Origin of the sequence: Rhizobium lentis (assembly GCF_017352135.1) — a bacterium.
GTDB classification, from domain to species: Bacteria; Pseudomonadota; Alphaproteobacteria; order Rhizobiales; family Rhizobiaceae; genus Rhizobium; species Rhizobium lentis.
In genome coordinates this window covers 3026004-3039899 of the sequence record NZ_CP071454.1, presented here as the reverse complement: position 1 = coordinate 3039899, position 13896 = coordinate 3026004, and the positions used below count along the sequence as shown (strand labels likewise).

At 62.2% G+C, this 13896-nt stretch carries 17 protein-coding genes and 1 pseudogene; 4 read left to right on the top strand and 14 right to left on the bottom strand.

Annotated elements, in window-relative coordinates; genetic code table 11:
- Positions 1–360 precede the first annotated feature (360 nt).
- On the top strand, positions 361–1881 hold the full coding sequence (locus J0663_RS14630) for an ABC-F family ATP-binding cassette domain-containing protein (RefSeq protein ID WP_207241040.1): 1521 nt from the start codon (positions 361–363) through the stop codon (positions 1879–1881).
- A gap of 174 nt (positions 1882–2055) precedes the next feature.
- Here the strand turns inward: J0663_RS14630 and J0663_RS14625 are convergent, their stop codons facing one another.
- The 3 genes from J0663_RS14625 to J0663_RS14615 are packed head-to-tail and all read right to left on the bottom strand — an operon-like array spanning position 2056 to position 4125.
- Positions 2056–2835 (bottom strand): VOC family protein, encoded by a 780-nt coding sequence (locus J0663_RS14625; RefSeq protein WP_207241039.1) that lies wholly within the window; start codon positions 2833–2835, stop codon positions 2056–2058.
- 50 nt (positions 2836–2885) lie between these two features.
- Positions 2886–3353 carry a DUF1579 domain-containing protein gene (locus J0663_RS14620; protein ID WP_207241038.1) on the bottom strand — a complete coding sequence of 156 codons (468 nt, stop codon included), beginning with the start codon at positions 3351–3353 and terminating at the stop codon, positions 2886–2888.
- 43 nt (positions 3354–3396) lie between these two features.
- Complete coding sequence (locus J0663_RS14615) at positions 3397–4125, bottom strand: DUF899 domain-containing protein (RefSeq protein ID WP_207241037.1); 729 nt, start codon at positions 4123–4125, stop codon at positions 3397–3399.
- A gap of 85 nt (positions 4126–4210) precedes the next feature.
- Between J0663_RS14615 and J0663_RS14610 the strand changes: the two genes are divergently transcribed.
- Positions 4211–4726, top strand: a complete 516-nt coding sequence (locus J0663_RS14610) for a MarR family winged helix-turn-helix transcriptional regulator (RefSeq protein WP_207241036.1) — start codon at positions 4211–4213, stop codon at positions 4724–4726.
- A 298-nt stretch (positions 4727–5024) separates the two neighbouring features.
- Here the strand turns inward: J0663_RS14610 and J0663_RS14605 are convergent, their stop codons facing one another.
- Positions 5025–5447, bottom strand: a complete 423-nt coding sequence (locus tag J0663_RS14605) for an organic hydroperoxide resistance protein (protein WP_207241035.1) — start codon at positions 5445–5447, stop codon at positions 5025–5027.
- 135 nt (positions 5448–5582) lie between these two features.
- Here J0663_RS14605 and J0663_RS14600 point away from each other — a divergent pair, with 135 nt between their 5' ends.
- Positions 5583–6059, top strand: a complete 477-nt coding sequence (locus J0663_RS14600) for a MarR family winged helix-turn-helix transcriptional regulator (RefSeq protein ID WP_207241034.1) — start codon at positions 5583–5585, stop codon at positions 6057–6059.
- A gap of 44 nt (positions 6060–6103) precedes the next feature.
- On the opposite strand, the gene J0663_RS14595 is transcribed toward J0663_RS14600, so the two are convergent.
- From J0663_RS14595 to J0663_RS14555, 9 genes and pseudogenes are all read right to left on the bottom strand, one after another.
- Positions 6104–6340 (bottom strand): hypothetical protein, encoded by a 237-nt coding sequence (locus J0663_RS14595; RefSeq protein ID WP_207241033.1) that lies wholly within the window; start codon positions 6338–6340, stop codon positions 6104–6106.
- A 130-nt stretch (positions 6341–6470) separates the two neighbouring features.
- The gene (gene rpsU, locus J0663_RS14590; RefSeq protein ID WP_207241032.1) at positions 6471–6707 is read right to left on the bottom strand and encodes a 30S ribosomal protein S21; all 237 of its coding nucleotides are present in this window, start codon (positions 6705–6707) and stop codon (positions 6471–6473) included.
- A 57-nt stretch (positions 6708–6764) separates the two neighbouring features.
- Positions 6765–7049: a cold-shock protein gene (locus tag J0663_RS14585; RefSeq protein ID WP_207241031.1), complete on the bottom strand. Its 285-nt coding sequence runs from the start codon at positions 7047–7049 to the stop codon at positions 6765–6767.
- 195 nt (positions 7050–7244) lie between these two features.
- Positions 7245–7454, bottom strand: a complete 210-nt coding sequence (locus J0663_RS14580; protein ID WP_207241030.1) for a cold-shock protein — start codon at positions 7452–7454, stop codon at positions 7245–7247.
- A gap of 273 nt (positions 7455–7727) precedes the next feature.
- Positions 7728–8462 (bottom strand): L,D-transpeptidase family protein, encoded by a 735-nt coding sequence (locus tag J0663_RS14575; protein ID WP_207241029.1) that lies wholly within the window; start codon positions 8460–8462, stop codon positions 7728–7730.
- 141 nt (positions 8463–8603) lie between these two features.
- A complete protein-coding gene (locus J0663_RS14570) occupies positions 8604–9410 on the bottom strand; it encodes a L,D-transpeptidase (RefSeq protein ID WP_207241028.1) in 807 nt (268 codons plus the stop codon).
- Positions 9411–9510: 100 nt separating this feature from the next.
- Positions 9511–10204 (bottom strand): annotated as a pseudogene (locus tag J0663_RS14565) (nucleotidyl transferase AbiEii/AbiGii toxin family protein).
- Between the two features lie 55 nt (positions 10205–10259).
- Entirely contained in the window at positions 10260–10463 is a 204-nt protein-coding gene (locus J0663_RS14560; RefSeq protein ID WP_246590291.1) for a hypothetical protein, read from the bottom strand.
- A gap of 70 nt (positions 10464–10533) precedes the next feature.
- Complete coding sequence (locus J0663_RS14555; RefSeq protein WP_207241027.1) at positions 10534–11457, bottom strand: alpha/beta hydrolase family protein; 924 nt, start codon at positions 11455–11457, stop codon at positions 10534–10536.
- A 175-nt stretch (positions 11458–11632) separates the two neighbouring features.
- On the opposite strand from J0663_RS14555, the gene J0663_RS14550 reads away from it, so the two are divergent.
- Positions 11633–12211 carry a nucleotidyltransferase family protein gene (locus tag J0663_RS14550; RefSeq protein WP_207241026.1) on the top strand — a complete coding sequence of 193 codons (579 nt, stop codon included), beginning with the start codon at positions 11633–11635 and terminating at the stop codon, positions 12209–12211.
- Between the two features lie 16 nt (positions 12212–12227).
- Here the strand turns inward: J0663_RS14550 and J0663_RS14545 are convergent, their stop codons facing one another.
- Entirely contained in the window at positions 12228–13853 is a 1626-nt protein-coding gene (locus tag J0663_RS14545) for a cisplatin damage response ATP-dependent DNA ligase (protein ID WP_207241025.1), read from the bottom strand.
- Positions 13854–13896 lie beyond the last annotated feature (43 nt).

Here is a 13896-nt window from a genome sequence, read left to right as displayed (position 1 = left end):
CCCCGGTAAGGGTTAGGGTCAGGGGCAGCCTTCGGTCGAGGCGAGGAGGCTTGCCTGCGGTTCGCTTGCCTCTTTCTGCAGGCAATGTTATTTCAATCCCGCAACTCTATCGAGAAAGGAGGATCACGTTATGCAGTATTATTTCCGGCATCATCGCCAGCGTGGTCCCGTCAACGCCCTGCAGATGCGTTTGCAGGGCTGACCAGAGACCGTTTCCCGACATCTCTTCCTGGTCTGCCCTTCGTGGCCAATGCGGCGCCGTAGAGCGCGCATTTTTCTCAATTCCCGGGCCCGATACGCGCAACTCCGTGATGGCTGAACGCCCCGGATCGCGTCCCCGGTCAAGACCAGAGAATGATCATGACACTCATCAATATCCGCAATCTCGGCGTGACGCTGGGCAACCGGTTGTTTTCGAAACTCAATCTCGTCGTCAATGCAGGCGACCGCATCGGCCTCGTCGCCGCCAACGGGCGCGGGAAATCGACGCTGCTCGCCTGCATCACCGGCGCGCTGGAGCCGAGCGAGGGCGAGATCACCAAGGCGCGCAGGCTGACCGTCGGCCATGTCGCGCAGAATGTGCCGGCCGCACTTTTCGACACGCCGTTTTACGATGCGGTGCTGCAGGCGCTGCCGGCCGATCAAGCCGAAAGCGAGGCTTGGCGCGTCGACGTGGTGCTGGAATCGCTCGAGGTGCCGGAGGTCATGCGCACCCGGCCGCTCAAGCAGTTGAGCGGCGGCTGGCAACGGTTGGCGATGATTGCCCGCACCTGGGTCTGCGAACCCGACGTGCTGCTGCTCGACGAGCCCACCAACCATCTCGACCTCGAAAGGATAAAGCAGCTGGAAAGCTGGCTGAATGGCCTGCCGCGCGATGTGCCAGTCATTCTCTCCAGCCACGATCGGGCCTTCCTCGATGCGACGACGAACAGGACGCTGTTCCTGCGGCCGGAGCAATCGCCGGTTTTTGCCCTTCCCTATTCCAGGGCGCGTGCGTCGCTCGACGAAGCCGACGCTTCCGAGGCCCGGCGCTACCAGCGCGACATGAAGACGGCGGAGCAGCTTCGCAAGCAGGCGGCCAAGCTCAACAATATCGGCATCAATTCCGGCAGCGACCTGCTCGTCGTGAAGACGAAGCAGCTTAAGCAGCGGGCGGAAAAACTGGAGGATGCGGCAAAACCGGCTGATCTCGAACGCTCGGCCGGGGCGATCCGGCTTTCCAACCGCGGCACCCATGCCAAGGTGCTGGTGACGTTGGAAGACGCGGCGGTGACGGCGCCGGATGGGACGCTCTTGTTCCGGACCGGCCGGCAATTCATCTGCCAGGGCGACCGGATCGTACTCCTTGGCCTCAACGGCGCCGGCAAGTCGCGGCTGGTGTCGATGCTGAAGCGGGCGATCGAAAGCCCCGGGGCCGCGCCGGACGGCATAAAGGCGACGCCGTCGCTAGTGCTCGGCTACGGCGACCAGGCCCTTGCCGATCTTGCCGACAAGGATACGCCGATCGGCACGATCATCCGCCGCTTCGATGTCGGCGATCAGCGGGCGCGGGCCTTGCTGGCCGGCGCCGGCATGACGATCGACATGCAGACAAAACCGATCGGCCAGCTTTCCGGCGGTCAGAAGGCGCGGCTCGCCATGCTGGTACTGCGGCTGACCGAGCCGAACTTCTACCTGCTCGACGAGCCGACCAACCATCTCGACATGGAGGGACAGGAGGCATTGGAAAGCGAGCTGAAGGCGCAGGAGGCAAGCTGCCTGCTGGTATCGCACGACCGCAGTTTCGTGCGGGCTGTGGGAAACCGCTTCTGGCTGATCGAGAGGAAGCGGCTCGTGGAGGTGGAGAGCCCGGAGGGGTTCTTTGCCTCGGTTGGGGGGTGAATGGATGGTGAAGGGGTGCCGTGCAGCCCCCTCATCCGCCTGCCGGCACCTTCTCCCCGAGGGGAGAAGAGATATGCCGGAACGTCTCGATTCCCTCTTCTCCCCTCGGGGAGAAGGTGGCCCGAAGGGTCGCATGAGGGGGCCTCACGGCACACCGACACGATGCGTCTAAGCCTACCGCTTCGGTGCCACCAGGCAGAAGAAAGCCCCCTGCGGGTCGGTGGCCTGGATGATCCAGCTGCCGCCGGGGACTTCCATCGGGCCGTTGACGACCTTGCCGCCGCCCGAGGTGACGCGTTCGATCGCGGCATCGAGCGCCGGCACGATGAAATAGTAGCACCAGAAGGTCATCGGCATGTTGTCCGGCTTGGTCATCATGCCGCCGATCTGCCGACCGTCATGGGAGAAGAGGTAGTAGACGCCCATCGGACCCATGTCCATCTCGCTGTCCTTCGTCCAGCCGAACAGCTTGGAATAGAAGGCCAACGCCTCTTTGCCGTTGCCGGCATAGAGTTCGTGCCAGCCGATATTGCCGGGCGCGTCGGGGGCCAGCTCCGGCCATTCCTGCTCCATCGGCGCCGGCGTCATGATGCAGAGGACCGCCCCATGCGGATCGGCGACCACGGCGAAACGGCCGACGGTCGGAATGTCCTGCGGCGGCCGGCGGACCGTGCCGCCATTGGCGGCGAAATCCCGCGCCGTTTGGTCGACATCGTCGACGCCGACATATCCCGTCCAGTTCGGCGGAATGCCCTGCCCTTCGAGCTCGGCCGGAAACTCCATCAGACCGCCGACGCCGATGCCGTTTGCCTGGAAGACCGTATAGGTCGGCATACCCTCGACCTTCATTTCGGAGGTGGTCCAGCCGACGACCGAGCAATAGAAGTTCGCGGCGGCTGCGGTGTCGGGGGTCATCAGCTCGCACCAGATGAATTTTCCATGCGTCTTGGACATCATACTCCTCCCTCTTCCGACGCCTTTCGCTGCTTGCGGCGCCGAGATTGTCAGATCTTGCGGGTGTAATGCGCTTCCATGAACTGCTTCCACGAACCGTCCGGCTGCCTGGCGCTTGAGGTGAAGGTGCGGTGATCGGGGTCGAGGAAGGTGATCTGCTCGCGATAGTCGGCAAGGCCTTCGCCATTGAAGTCGGGGCCCGTCGTATAGAGGTCGAGCACATTGCCCGACGCGTCGACCTCGCCCTCATAGACCCACATATAGTCCATCATACTGCCGATCCAGCTGCCGACATATTTGCCTTTTTCGGGGTTGTAGCCGAGCGTCAGGATCGTGGTTGCCTGCTTGCCGTCCGGCATGAGTCCGGTTCCTTCGGCGACGAACCAGATGCCGTGCAGCGAGCGGACGGTCTCCGTCCAGTCCTTGCCGTCGGACATCTCCGGAGAGCTGACGGTCCAGTCGCCGACCAGCCTTTCCAGGAAGGAATGTTCTTTCAGCACTTCGGCGGTCTTCATCATCCTCTTCTCCCTTCGAGTGATGGCGGCCCGGAATTGCTCCAGTTCAGTGACAGCAGGACTGCGTCTTCGGCGTGTCCTCATATTCGTCATGACGGCGCACGAAATTCATCGTGCTGTCCTCGTTGCGGCCCTTGGGTGCGCGGTCGAGGATCATCAGGGTGCCGATCAGTTCCTCCGGACCGCGGGCGTAGCTCGAATAGGTATGGAAGACCTCACCCTTGTCGTTGCGGTAGAAGGCGCTGAGACCCGGCAGTTCGTCATGGGCCTGGGCCGGTTCTATGGCAGTGAAATTGTAAAGGACCTTGTCTTTGGCAAGATCCTCCGGACTGAAAGAAACGTGATAGTCGAAATTGAAATCGCTGCCGAAGGACGAGACCCAGGGAAATTTCCAGCCCATGCGCTTTTTGTAGGCGGCAATCTTGTTGAGCGGGGCGCGCGAAACGGCGACCCAGGTGACATCGTGATGATTGAGATGCGGCAGGGCGCCGTCGATATGATCCGACAGGAAGGAGCAGCCGGTGCAGCCTGCCTCCCAGTCGGGACCCAGCATGAAATGATAGATCAGGAGCTGGCTGCGGCCGTCAAAGAGATCGGCGAGCGACTTCTTCCCCTCCGGCGTGTCGAAGACGTAATCCTCGTCGACCTTCACCCAGGGCAGCGCCAGGCGCTCGGCATTGATGCTGTCGCGCAGCCTCGTCGCCTGCTTTTCCTTCAAGAGCAGGGCGCGGCGGGCCTCGAGCCATTCCTCGCGGGAAACAACCTCATTCTGCATGGGACGCGCCCTCCTCGGCGCCGCCGGTGAGCCGGCTCATCTCCTTCTCCTTGACTAATTACATTGACATCAATAGAAATGAAGCATGTCAAACTCGATCGAGATTCCCTTTTCCACGACGCTAATGGTGCGCGACACCTGCCTCTGCCTGCATGTGCAAAGGGCCGCGCGGGCGCTGGCCCGGCTGTTCGACGATGCGTTGCGGCCGGCGGGGCTGACCAACGGGCAGTTTTCGCTGATGATGTCGCTGAACCGGCCGGAACCGCCGCCGATGGGGCCGGTCGCCGCCCTGCTCGCCATGGACCAGACGACGCTGACGGCGGCCTTGAAGCCCTTACAGCGCAAGGGCTGGGTTGATGTCATGGAAAACCCGAGGGACCGGCGCGGCCGGTTGCTGAGCCTGACCGTGGAAGGCAAGGCCGCGCTGGCAAAGGCGCTGCCAATCTGGGAGGTGACGCATGCGTCGATCGACGACGGATTGCCGGATGGCGGCGCAGCGCGGCTGCGGCAGGATCTGCAGGCGCTGGCGGGCGTGACCGGTGAGATGCCGAAGCCTTCTGTCCGCCGCTCCCGCCATGGCGGACCGGCAATGGGCGAATAGGGCGAGCCGGCCAGGCTCGGAAATATTTCGAGAAAGCTGCCGCTGTTCCCCGCCGTGTACCGCAGTATGAGCGGTGATGGCCGGGAGAGCCGCGCCTGTCCAGTTCGCGCCGATGGCGGCCCCTCACCGTAACCCTCTCCCCGTTTTACGGGGAGAGGGGACGTGCCCTGCGAGAGGTTGGTAGAGAACGGAGAGGTCGCGGCATGGTCCCTTCGCCCCGTTTACGGGGAGAAGGTGGCGGCAGCCGGATGAGGGGCCGGTCGGCGCCCTCTCCCGCTTCATACTGGAAACGCCCTGATCAGGCGACCGTGACCGGAACTTCGGTCGAGGTGCGCATGGCGTGGCTGTAGGGGCAGACGATGTGGGCTGCGGCTGCGAGCTTTTCGGCCGTTTCGCGCTCGACGCCGGGGATATTGACGGTCAGCGCCACTTCGATGCCGAAGCCGGTGCCGTCTTCGCGCGGGCCGATGCCGACCTTGGCGGAAACCGTCGTGTCTTCCGGAATCTTGACCTTCTGCTGGCCTGCGACAAATTTCAGGGCACCGAGAAAACATGCGGAGTAGCCGGCCGCGAAAAGCTGTTCGGGATTGGTGCCGGTCGCGCCGTCGCCGCCGAGTTCCTTGGGAACGGTCAGCGTCACGTCCAGAACGCCGTTTTCGGAAACGGCGCGGCCAGCGCGGCCACCGGTGGCAGAGGCTTTTGTCGTATAGAGAATAGGCATGACGATCTCCTTTGATTGGCCCTTCGATCGGGTCGGATTTTTGATTATCGCACAATTAAATTGTACGCAAGTTAATTTTGCAAATTGCATTTCGACTTGGAAAAGAAGACAATCGCAGGCTCAGGGACGATGGACATGAAAGCGCAAACGATAAAGGCCATGGAGATACCGCAGGAAGAGAAGCGGCTGGAAAAGCAGCTGTGCTTTGCGGTCTATGCGACGGCGCACGCCTTCACCCGCGCCTACAAGCCGATCCTCGACAGGGTCGGCCTCACCTATCCGCAATATCTGGTGATGCTGGTGCTCTGGGAGCGCAGCGCGCTGCCGGTCAAGACGATCGGTGAGCAGCTGGATCTCGATTCCGGCACGCTCTCGCCGCTATTGAAGCGGCTGGAACAGAGCGGCCTCATCAAGCGCATCCGCGATCAGCGCGACGAGCGGCAGGTGATCGTGTCGCTGACGGCCAAGGGCGAGGCGATGAAGGGAGAAATCGATTCCATCATGAGCGCGATCGGCGAGGCCGCGGGCTGCACGCTCAAGGAAATGGCCGAAATGCGCGACATGCTGCAACGGCTGCGCGCCAATCTCGGGCGGGCCACGGCCGGCGGGTGAACGCCCTGCCCCGAGCCGATATCACATCCGCGCATCTGCGCGGATCAGGACCGGCGCCGAGCGGCCTTGGCCGGAGACCGGCGCTTCTTGGCGGGTGCGGGGACGGTTTCCGCTTCGGCCGCCGCCTGCTGCAGACGCAGCGCCCTCAGCTTTTCCGTCTTTTTGTCTCTGGCCGATGCCTCGGCCGCGATGATGGCGCGCGCCGTCTGATCGGTCGCTTCCGCCTTGTCGCGGGACGAAAGCTTGACGGGGTTGAAGAATTCTCCCTTGGTGGCGGTCATGTGCCCCCCTTCTCGGATGGTGGCGGCGCGAGCTGCTGCCCACGCCCCTTGCGCATAAGCCTGAAGCGATATCAGGAGAATTATGCGTGGTTTCCGAGCGAAGCGCGTCTTATCGGACGCGCGCGCTCAATCAGCGGGTGCGGAGGGCCTTCTTCGGCGCCGGCAACAGGCCTTCGCGCTGCAGCTTCTTGCGGGCGAGCTTGCGCTGGCGGCGAACGGCCTCGCCCTTCTCGCGGGCGCGCTTTTCGGACGGCTTCTCATAGGCGCTGCGGGCTTTCATTTCCCGGAACAGGCCCTCGCGCTGCATCTTCTTCTTGAGCACGCGCAGCGCCTGATCGACATTGTTATCCCTGACGAGTACCTGCAAAACGATATATCCTTCCTGTCGGCCGCAGCCGCACTATCAATGACGAAAACGGCCGGACTACCTGCCCGTCCGGATGCCCGAAAATTTCAGCCATGGCTCGGCGCCATCGGTCTTGGCCGTCGTCTCGGGCAAAGGCCGCGACAACGATTGCCCGCTGTCGATATCGGCCTCGGTGATGCGGCGTTCGAAATTTTCCGCCGCGAACTGGACGCGATATTGTACATGTCCATGATCATTCGGCAGAATGCTGGCGATCCGGCACCGTTCGTCGGCTTTTGCCGTGCGGGTGAGGCCGGATTTCAGCACGATCATGTCGCCGACTTTATAACGTGGTCTGCCCATTTCAGCGTCCCTCGACTCTTCGGCTGCTCAATTGATCAAAACAAAAAGGCCGGGCTTGAACCCGACCTCTTCCAGTCACTCAGCCCTGCCGCTGCGATTATCGTCAGCATGCTGCCAGTACATCCGTGGTCAGCTCGCTGCCGCAATCGTGGCCGGCCCGCCGCCACGTCCGTGGTCGGCGAGGCGAATGACAAATCATGCAGCCTGGAGGTTGTCGGCCGCGTTCTTGCCGGACTTCTTGTCGCGGACGAGATCGTAGCGGACCTTCTGACCTTCGCTGAGTTCGCGCATGCCGGCGCGTTCAACCGCCGAGATATGGACGAAAACGTCGGTAGAGCCGTCATCGGGCTGGATGAAGCCGAAACCCTTGGTGCCATTGAACCATTTTACGACGCCTGAATTCATAACGATCTCCTTTTCAACCGTTGGTGTTCGCCTGCGGAGGAATATTCCAGCAAGCAGTATCGATGTTGAGAGGATATCTGAACGGAGCGCTTCAGCGCGTGGACAAAGGTCACAAGCATTCGATATGCGCTATTTAGGATGTTTACCGAATTAAACAATGGCGTTTTGAAAATTAATTTTTTCGACGTCGGAATTCATGAAACGGTTTTGCTCCGCCTAACGCATATCACGGGACGATCCGAGGCGGCCGGGCTGCGGCCGCCTCGGCGACGATTATTGCCAGACGACGATCGGCGCCTTTGTCGGAACGCGGTCGTAGAGATCAATGATATCCTGGTTCAAAAGCCTGACGCAGCCCGAGGAGACGGCCTTGCCGATCGAGCGCCAGTCGGGATTGCCGTGCAGGCGGTAGAGCGTATCCTCGCCGTTGGAGAAGATGTAGAGCGCGCGGGCGCCGAGCGGGTTCGTCAGGCCCGGCTCCATGCCGCCCCTCTCGATCGAATATTTGACGAGTTCCGGCTGGCGGGCGACCATCTCGTTCGGCGGCTTCCAGCGCGGCCATTTCTGACGCCACTGGATGACGCCCGATCCCTGCCAGGCAAAGCCCTCGCGGCCGATGCCGACGCCGTAGCGCATCGCCATGCCATCGGCCTGGACGAGATAGAGGAAGCGCGACGGCGTATCGACGACGATGGTGCCGGGCGGCTGGCCGGTGGGATCGACGACACGCTGGCGATAGTAGCGCGGATCGATCTCTTCGTAGGGGACGGCGGGAATGAGAAAGCCGCCGTCCTCGACCGGGCCGTACATGACGGCAAGCTCGGGCCCGCTCGGCACGCTCGAGGATCCCGGTGACTGGAACAGGCGCATCGGCGAGCGGTAGATGATCGACGTGTCGCCCGATGTCACGGTGTTGGCGGAGGAGGCGCAGCCGGTGAGCGCGGAGGCTGCCGTCAGAGCCGAAAGGGAAAGAAAGCTTCGGCGGGAAAGATGTCTATCGGAACTCATGACGCGGGACTGATTTCCTTTTGATGCGGGAATGCTGGAATGACGACATCAAGAAATCTATCGGCTTGCGCCAAATAAACCATAGCTTCACGCAGACGTGTTCCGGCCGGAGCCGCCGATATGATGAGCGCTGTTGCAGCGCTACATCACAACGATCTCGGCCTTGGCCGGAAGCCGGTCATAGAGATCGACGACGTCCTGGTTCAGCATGCGCACGCAGCCCGACGAAGTGGCCTTGCCGATCGACTGCCAGTCGGGCGTCCCGTGGATGCGGTAGAGCGTATCCTGGCCGTCCTTGAAGATATACATGGCGCGTGCGCCTAGCGGGTTCTGAAGCCCGGGATTCATGCCGCCATTTTCGGCGGAAAAGGCGCGAACTTCCGGCTGGCGCGAGACCATTTCCACTGGCGGCGTCCAACGCGGCCACTTCTGCTTCCACTGGATGACGCCGCGGCCCTGCCAGGCGTAGCCCTCGCGGCCGAGGCCGACACCGTAGCGCATCGCCTTGCCGTTGCCCTCGACCAAATAAAGGAAACGCGTCTTGGTATCGATGACGACGGTGCCGGGGCGCTCGGTCGTCTGGTAATCGACTTCCTGGCGCAGGAACTGCGGCTGGACGCGGCTGATCGGGATCGCCGGCAGGGTGAAATCCTCGTCGCGCTGCTCGCCATACATCGCCGCATGCACGGGGTTGGCCACCGGCAGGCCGTAGGTCTGGTGGAACTGGGTCTTGTAGAGTTCGCGCGTCTGCGGCACCGGCTGATCGGGGATCGGCCGCACCCGGCGCGGATCGACGCCCGGCGGCTGATAAAAGACCGGCGAGGTTTCCTGGACGAAGCGGGCGGGCGAATCGGCGGCGACATCGGGAATGAGGATGTTGCAGCCGCTGAGCGGCGCGACAGCAATCATAAGCCCGGCAATCGGGGAAATCCGGCGCAGAAAATTCATGGGGCCACCCTTATCAACGATCGGCGAGACAGCGATCCTGCCCGCAGGATGGCATGCGCGGCTGGCGCGAGGCTGGCGTTGGGGACGAAACGCCGGGAGGTTAAACCGACCAGAGCCGTTGCGCTTCACGGCGAAGGGCGGCAATCGCCCGTATGGCAAGATCGCCGTCCATCTGCAGAACGCTTGCGGCATGCCTCAATTCCGTTTCGTCCTTAAGCTTCGCCAGGACCCAGCTGATCTTTCGTTCAATGTCCTGGCCATAAGCGTCCGTCGCCTTCAGAACGGCGACCGCGGGAATTTCCACGTGGCGGGTGAGAAGCATCCCGAGATCGATAGCATCACGGTAGGCGACAGTCCTGTCCTGGCAGCGGTCCGCATTGGCGAGCAGCTTTTCTGCGAACAGATCAGGCAGCGACAGCATTGGAACGTGCAGTCTCGAGTCGAAAGTGCCTTCAAGAGCGATCCGCGCCTCACGCACGATTTCGAAGCGAATAGCCTGATCTTCGAGAGTAAGGACCGTACGTATGCCGTATTGGTCCGTCCTGAAGTCCCTGAGCGTCCTGACCGGCTCTCCGAAAAAGGCTCCTGCTCCGCGTTCGATCGCCGCCAGGCGCAGGACGCGATATCCATCGCCATCCGCACAGAGAAAATCGACGTCTAGCGACAGCCGGTATTCGTCGAGATTCATACGGCTGTTCCGCCGGCAAACCAACACTTATTGGCCAGAAAAAATCGGCCTGCATCAGCCGAAGGGCCGCAGCGATCGTGCGATGTTCAGGACGTCTGAATTCCATAATGGCCACCTGATTTCCGCCCAAGCCTACATACGAAGGATAAAGAAACGGAAAATCAGGAAACGAGCAAAACACCCTTGCCATAAGCGGCAGTCAGATCGCGGATCAGTCGCTTCTCCCGCTCAGTCAGCCCGCTGGCATCGACGAAACGCCAGTTGCGTTCATACAGCGCGAAAACCTCCGAGGCAGGCATCGCGCGCGCGGGGTCACGATTCCAGACGAGCCCTTTCAGCTCGGGGAAGTCGTTCGGCACGATCATGGTCTCTGCGTCCGTCGTCATACCGGGAATATAGGCCCAATGGGCCTGCATTTGAAGCGGCGGCGAAAATTCAGGCCGCCACTCCGTGAAAGAAGCGGATGCTCTGTTCGATCTCGGCCGGCAGCGCCGAGGTATGGTTGCCGGCGACGGTGTCGGTTTCGATATGAATGCCCACGGCGCGGGCGCGGCGGGCGAGCAGATCGGCGCGGTCGTTGAAATGCGCCTCTTCGGTGCCGTGGACGACCCGGACCGGGCATTTGAAGCTGTGGGCGTAGCAGAGCGCCGAACGCACCTCGAATTCATGCACGTTGCTGTCGTCGAAGCGGATGTCCTGGGGATAGCGGTTGAAGAAGCGGAAGGCGTTGGGATTGCCTGATATCGGGGCGGCGGCGCGGAATTTATGAGTGCTCATCGTCGTCAGCATGGTCAGCGTGCCGCCGATACTGTGGCCGGCGATAAACAGGCGCCCGGAATCGACGCCCGGCAGATGCGCCAGGCGCTCGGCAGCGGCAAGAACGTCGTCGACCTCGTCGTAGAAGCCGGAAAAATTCCCTCTCTGGCCGTTTTCGCCGCGCAGCGACGGCATCATCACCACATAGCCGGCATCCATATAGGGCTTCATCAGCTGCCAATGGCCGATGCCCATGGCATTGCCGCCATGCAGGAAGAGCACGGCCGGCGCGGCCGTACGCCCGCGCTTGTATCTGGAGACCCAGGCCGCCAGCTCCAGCTCGCCGCCATAGCCGGAGCGGTAGAAGATCTTCTCGGCGTCGGCGGGCGCGGTCAGCGGCTCGTATTTGTCCGGCGCCGGGCCCTTCTGCAGAAGCTTCGTGCGGAAATGGCGGCGGACCTCGCCATAGTCGTGCTTGGCAAGGCGCGGCTCATCGGGGACGTCGAAAGCGGCCGCCACGCGCGGCAGGACGAGTGCGCCGGCAAGACCCGCCAGCACGGCGCGACGTTGGCGGAAAAAGGAATTTTGTTCATGCGAGCTCATAACGCAGCACCCAAATCACTTCCCCGGCCCGCCAGATTTGCATCGGAAAACCAGAGCCGCCAATACACATGATGTTGAAAATATTGCCCTGCGTCATTGTTGCGCAGGTTGCAGCGTAAAGCTTCCCGCAACAGTCTTGCACCGGAATCGGATCGGTCAGCGAAAGGGGGAATCAATGGCGAAGTCGCAGGAGATGGAACTCCAGGCAATCATTTCGAAGAGTCCGCTCCTTCAGACAGTGCTCGATCGCTGGGACCAAATCGTGTTGCCCGATGCGCGCCTCGTCGCGGGGGCGATCGCCCAGACAGTCTGGAACCACGCCCTTGGCTTCGCACACGATCACGGCATCAACGACATCGATATCGTTTATTTCGACGGCAACGACCGGTCCGAAAGCGCAGAAGCAGACCACGCAGCCCGAATCCGGGACCTGTTCTCCGACCTGCCCGTCTGGATCGATGTGAAGAACCAGGCCAGGGTTCATATCTGGTATGAGGATAAATTCGGCTATTCGATAAAGCCCTACACATCCACCGACGAGGCGATCACCACCTTTCCGACGACCGCTACTGCCGTCGGAATTCGCCCTTTGGACAACAGGCTGGCTCTCTGCGCGCCTTATGGATTGTCGGATCTATTGGCGCCGGTCGTCCGGGTCAACAAGAAACAGGTCACCCGGGAGATCTATGAAAAAAAGATCGCGCGGTGGCGCCAGCTGTGGCCGGATCTCGAAATCATCCCCTGGGATCGGTAGGCGGCCATGCATCCGATCACGCGGGCTTGGCGTCGATCATGGCGATCAGCGTGCGCAGCCGGTCGGCCTCGTAGGAAGGTTTGTCGGGGCGAAGGCGAGCGATGCGGGGGAAGCGCATCGCCACGCCCGATTTGTGCCGCGTCGAGCGGTTGATGCCCTCGAAGGCCACCTCGACGACGAAGCCGAAATCCCTGTCGGCGCGCACGGCGCGCACCGGGCCGAAGCGCTCGGTCGTGTTGTTGCGGACGAATTTGTCGAGCAGCTCGAGCTCGGCATCGGTGAAACCGAAATAGGCCTTTCCCACCGGCACCAGCTGTTCGCCGTCCTCGTCGTCGGCCCAGACGCCGAAGGTGAAATCGGAATAATAGCTGGAGCGCTTGCCGTGGCCGCGCTGAGCATACATCAATACCGCATCGACATTGTAGGGATTGCGCTTCCACTTGAACCAGGGACCTTTCATGCGGCCGGCCTGGTAGATGCTGTCGCGCCGCTTGATCATCACGCCCTCGATGACCGGATCGGGCGGGGCGGCACGCAGATTGTCGAGCTCCTTCCATGAGGAGAAAGGCACGAGCGGCGAGAGGTCGAACCGGTCGTGGGGGGCGCGGTCGATGATATCGGAAAGGCGCTCGCGGCGATCGACATAGGTTCGGCCGCGAATATCCTCGTCCTCGTCGAAGAGCAGGTCGTAGGCGCGGATGAAGGCGGGATAATCGTCGAGCATTTTTGCCGTCACCGTCTTGCGGTTCAGCCGTTGCTGCAGGTCGGAGAAGGTGCGCGTCGGGCTGTTTGAGCGGGCAGTGCCGCCGACCAGCAGCTCGCCGTCGACGACACCTGAAAAATTGATCGCTTCAAGAATATCGGGAAAGGCGCCCGAAATATCGTCGCCGGAGCGGGAATAGATCTTGCGCCTGTCGCCGGAGCGCGACAGCTGGACGCGGATGCCGTCCCATTTCCATTCGGCGGCGTAGTCGACCGGGTCGAGACCCGCCAGATCCCCCTCCTCCACCGCATTGGCGAGCATGACGGAATGAAAGATCGCCGGTGTCGCCAGCGCCGGTTTGTCGCCGTCGCCCGCAAGCCAGTGGAACAGCGTCTCGTAAGGCGGCTGGAGGCCGTGCCAGAGGGTTTCGATCTCGGTGACGTCCTTGCCCCCGAGATCGGCCAGCGCCTGTTTGGCCAGACGGGCGGAAACGCCGATGCGCAGCGCGCCGGTCGCAAGCTTGATGAAGGCGAAACGGCCGGAGGAATCCAGCCGGTCGAGCAGATCGCGGACATAGCCGCGCACTTCGGTGCGGCCGAGCCCGTTCATGCGGGTGACGACCTCGCCGAGGCGCGGCTGGGAAAGGGCCGAGCGGTCGATATCCCGCTCATTGTCCCAGACGAGCGAAATGGTTTCGGCAAGATCACCGACATAGTCGTAGGAATAATGGAACAGCACCTCGTCCATGCGTTCCAGCACCAGGTCGCGCAGCATGGCGGGCTTGACGTTGCGCACCTCCAGCGTGCCCGCGATGGCGGCAAGGCCGTAACCGCGATCCGGGTCCGGCGTGTCGCGGAAATAGTCGGTCAGCAGCTTGAGTTTGGCGTTGCGGCTGGGGGTCAGCACCAGCCGGTCGAGGAGGTCGGCGAAGGCTTTCATGAGGGCCTCCGCATTTCGGCATGAAGAAGCCCTATGGGAACTC

What these genes read in the sequence shown, in the direction of transcription:
- J0663_RS14570 (WP_207241028.1), bottom strand. Translation starts at nt 9,410, where the DNA reads ATGAATTTTCTGCGCCGGATTTCCCCGATTGCCGGGCTTATGATTGCT.
- J0663_RS14600 (WP_207241034.1), top strand. Translation starts at nt 5,583, where the DNA reads ATGAAAGCGCAAACGATAAAGGCCATGGAGATACCGCAGGAAGAGAAG.
- J0663_RS14610 (WP_207241036.1), top strand. Translation starts at nt 4,211, where the DNA reads ATGTCAAACTCGATCGAGATTCCCTTTTCCACGACGCTAATGGTGCGC.
- J0663_RS14580 (WP_207241030.1), bottom strand. Translation starts at nt 7,454, where the DNA reads ATGAATTCAGGCGTCGTAAAATGGTTCAATGGCACCAAGGGTTTCGGC.
- J0663_RS14560 (WP_246590291.1), bottom strand. Translation starts at nt 10,463, where the DNA reads ATGATCGTGCCGAACGACTTCCCCGAGCTGAAAGGGCTCGTCTGGAAT.
- J0663_RS14555 (WP_207241027.1), bottom strand. Translation starts at nt 11,457, where the DNA reads ATGAGCTCGCATGAACAAAATTCCTTTTTCCGCCAACGTCGCGCCGTG.
- J0663_RS14630 (WP_207241040.1), top strand. Translation starts at nt 361, where the DNA reads ATGACACTCATCAATATCCGCAATCTCGGCGTGACGCTGGGCAACCGG.
- J0663_RS14595 (WP_207241033.1), bottom strand. Translation starts at nt 6,340, where the DNA reads ATGACCGCCACCAAGGGAGAATTCTTCAACCCCGTCAAGCTTTCGTCC.
- J0663_RS14615 (WP_207241037.1), bottom strand. Translation starts at nt 4,125, where the DNA reads ATGCAGAATGAGGTTGTTTCCCGCGAGGAATGGCTCGAGGCCCGCCGC.
- J0663_RS14605 (WP_207241035.1), bottom strand. Translation starts at nt 5,447, where the DNA reads ATGCCTATTCTCTATACGACAAAAGCCTCTGCCACCGGTGGCCGCGCT.
- J0663_RS14585 (WP_207241031.1), bottom strand. Translation starts at nt 7,049, where the DNA reads ATGGGCAGACCACGTTATAAAGTCGGCGACATGATCGTGCTGAAATCC.
- J0663_RS14545 (WP_207241025.1), bottom strand. Translation starts at nt 13,853, where the DNA reads ATGAAAGCCTTCGCCGACCTCCTCGACCGGCTGGTGCTGACCCCCAGC.
- J0663_RS14550 (WP_207241026.1), top strand. Translation starts at nt 11,633, where the DNA reads ATGGCGAAGTCGCAGGAGATGGAACTCCAGGCAATCATTTCGAAGAGT.
- J0663_RS14625 (WP_207241039.1), bottom strand. Translation starts at nt 2,835, where the DNA reads ATGTCCAAGACGCATGGAAAATTCATCTGGTGCGAGCTGATGACCCCC.
- J0663_RS14575 (WP_207241029.1), bottom strand. Translation starts at nt 8,462, where the DNA reads ATGAGTTCCGATAGACATCTTTCCCGCCGAAGCTTTCTTTCCCTTTCG.
- J0663_RS14620 (WP_207241038.1), bottom strand. Translation starts at nt 3,353, where the DNA reads ATGATGAAGACCGCCGAAGTGCTGAAAGAACATTCCTTCCTGGAAAGG.